Source organism: Streptomyces himastatinicus ATCC 53653 (assembly GCF_000158915.1).
Classification (GTDB): Bacteria; Actinomycetota; Actinomycetes; order Streptomycetales; family Streptomycetaceae; genus Streptomyces; species Streptomyces himastatinicus.
The window spans coordinates 7,000,558-7,003,409 of record NZ_GG657754.1 but is presented as its reverse complement, the minus strand read 5'-3'; the positions used below and the strand labels follow the sequence as shown (position 1 = coordinate 7,003,409).

At 70.5% G+C, this 2,852-nt stretch carries 2 protein-coding genes; both read left to right on the top strand.

Translation table 11 applies throughout. The features are described from left to right. On the top strand, positions 1-707 hold a 707-nt coding region (locus SSOG_RS29430), incomplete at its 5' end, for a GtrA family protein (RefSeq protein ID WP_009717906.1). Between the two features lie 84 nt (positions 708-791). Then, a partial coding sequence (gene pepN, locus SSOG_RS29425; protein ID WP_009717905.1) for an aminopeptidase N occupies positions 792-2,852 on the top strand: 2,061 nt, incomplete at its 3' end.

Genomic DNA, 2,852 nt, shown 5'->3' with positions numbered 1-2,852 from the left:
TGGCCGGGCGCTACCGGCAGGCGGTCTCCCGCGCCTCCACCACGGCCGCCAAGGCGCTCTTCCCGCGTGCCCTGCGCGGCGTCTCCGACCCCATGAGCGGCTTCTTCGCGATCCGCCGGGACGCCGTCGCCCGGGGCGCTGAGGACGGCGGGCTGCGGCCACTGGGCTACAAGATCCTGCTGGAGCTGGCCGTGCGCTGCCGACCGCGCGGGGTCGCGGAGGTCCCCTTCGCGTTCGGCGAGCGCCACGCGGGCGAGTCGAAGTCCACCCTCCGCGAGGGGATGCGCTTCCTGCGCCACCTCGCCCAGCTGCGCGCCGGGGGCGACGCCCGGCTCAGGCTGCTCGCCTTCGCCCTCATCGGCGCCTCCGGCTTCCTGCCCAACCTGGCCGCGCTGTGGCTGCTCACCGGTCCGGCCGGGATGCATTACGTACCGGCCGAGATCCTCGCCAACCAGGCCGGGCTGCTGTGGAACTTCGTCCTCGTCGACACCCTGCTCCACCACCGCCACCGGGCGGAGCGGCCGCGCGGCGCCCGGCTCACCGGTTTCGCGCTGCTCGGCAACGCCGATCTCATCGCCCGCATCCCGCTGACGATGCTGCTCGTCTCCACGTTCGGCCTCTCCCCGCTGCCCGCCACGGCCCTGAGCCTGGTCGCGGTGTTCTTCCTGCGCTTCCTGCTGGTGGACAAGCTGGTGTACCGGCGCTGACCGGCTCCGACGTGCGAGGATGGCAATCCGCCTGACGCATGGCGTACCGCACATACCGCACATGACGAACGGGAGAGAGCCGACGTGCCTGGTACCAACCTCACCCGGGAGGAAGCGCAAGAGCGAGCGCGCCTCCTGACCGTGGACGCGTACGAGATCGAGCTGGACCTGAGCGGCGCGCAGGAGGGCGGCACCTACCGCTCGGTGACCTCGGTGCGCTTCGACGCCGCCGAGGCGGGTGCGTCGTCGTTCATCGACCTGGTGGCGCCCGCCGTGCACGAGGTGGTCCTCAACGGGGACACCCTGGACCCCGCCGAGGTCTTCCAGGACTCGCGGATCACGCTGCCGTCGCTGCTGGCCGGACGCAACGAGCTGCGGGTCGTCGCCGACTGCGCGTACACCAACACCGGTGAGGGGCTGCACCGCTTCGTCGACCCGGTCGACCAGCAGGCGTACCTCTACACCCAGTTCGAGGTGCCGGACGCCCGCCGGGTGTACGCGAGCTTCGAGCAGCCGGACCTGAAGGCCACCTTCCAGTTCACCGTGACCGCGCCCGAGGGCTGGACGGTGATCTCCAACTCGCCGACGCCCGAGCCCAAGGACAACGTCTGGCGCTTCGAGCCGACGCCGCGCATCTCGACGTACATCACCGCGCTCATCGTCGGCCCGTACCACAGCGTGCACAGCAGCTGGGACAGCGGCGACGGCCGGTCAGTGCCGCTCGGCATCTACTGCCGCCCCTCGCTCGCCGAGTTCCTCGACTCGGACGCCATCTTCGCGGTGACGCGGCAGGGCTTCGACTGGTTCGAGGAGAAGTTCGACTACGCGTACCCGTTCGCCAAGTACGACCAGCTCTTCGTGCCGGAGTTCAACGCGGGCGCGATGGAGAACGCGGGCGCGGTCACCATCCGCGACCAGTACGTCTTCCGCTCCAAGGTGACGGACGCGGCGTACGAGGTGCGCGCCGAGACCATCCTCCACGAGCTGGCCCACATGTGGTTCGGCGACCTGGTCACCATGGAGTGGTGGAACGACCTGTGGCTGAACGAGTCGTTCGCCACCTACACCTCCATCGCCTGCCAGGCGTACGCACCGGGCAGCAGGTGGCCGCACTCGTGGACCACCTTCGCCAACTCCATGAAGACCTGGGCCTACCGGCAGGACCAGCTGCCGTCCACCCACCCGATCATGGCCGAGATCAACGACCTGGACGACGTCCTGGTCAACTTCGACGGCATCACGTACGCCAAGGGCGCGAGCGTGCTCAAGCAGCTCGTCGCGTACGTCGGCATGGACGAGTTCTTCCAGGGCGTCCAGGCGTACTTCAAGCGCCACGCGTACGGCAACACCCGGCTCACCGATCTGCTCGGCGCGCTGGAGGAGACCAGCGGACGGGACCTCAAGACCTGGTCGAAGGCGTGGCTTCAGACCGCGGGCATCAACGTGCTGCGCCCGGAGATCACCACGGACGCCTCCGGCACCATCACCTCCTTCGCTATCCGCCAGGAGGCCCCCGCCCTGCCGACCGGCGCCAAGGGCGAGCCCACCCTGCGGCCGCACCGCATCGCGATCGGGCTGTACGACCTCGACGCGACCGGCAAGCTGGTCCGCTCCGAGCGGATCGAGCTGGACGTGGACGGCGAGCTGACCGAGGTGCCCGGCCTCGTCGGCACCAAGCGGTCCGCCGTCATCCTGCTCAACGACGACGACCTCTCGTACGCCAAGGTCCGGCTCGATGCCGACTCCCTGGCCGTCGTCACCGACCACCTGGGCGACTTCGAGGCGTCCCTGCCGCGGGCCCTGTCCTGGGCCTCCGCCTGGGACATGACCCGGGACGGCGAACTGGCCACCCGCGACTACCTGGCGCTGGTGCTGTCCGGCGTGGCCAAGGAGTCGGACATCGGCGTGGTGCAGTCGCTGCACCGCCAGGTGAAGCTCGCGCTCGAGCTGTACGCCGCGCCCGACTGGCGTGAGACCGGGCTCGCCCAGTGGACCGACGCCACGCTGGAGCATCTGCGCGCCGCCGCCCCCGGCAGCGACCACCAGCTCGCCTGGGCCCGCGCCTTCGCCGCGACCGCGCGCACCGACGCCCAGCTCGGCCTGATCGCCGGGCTGCTGGACGGCAGCGAGACGATCGAGGGCCTG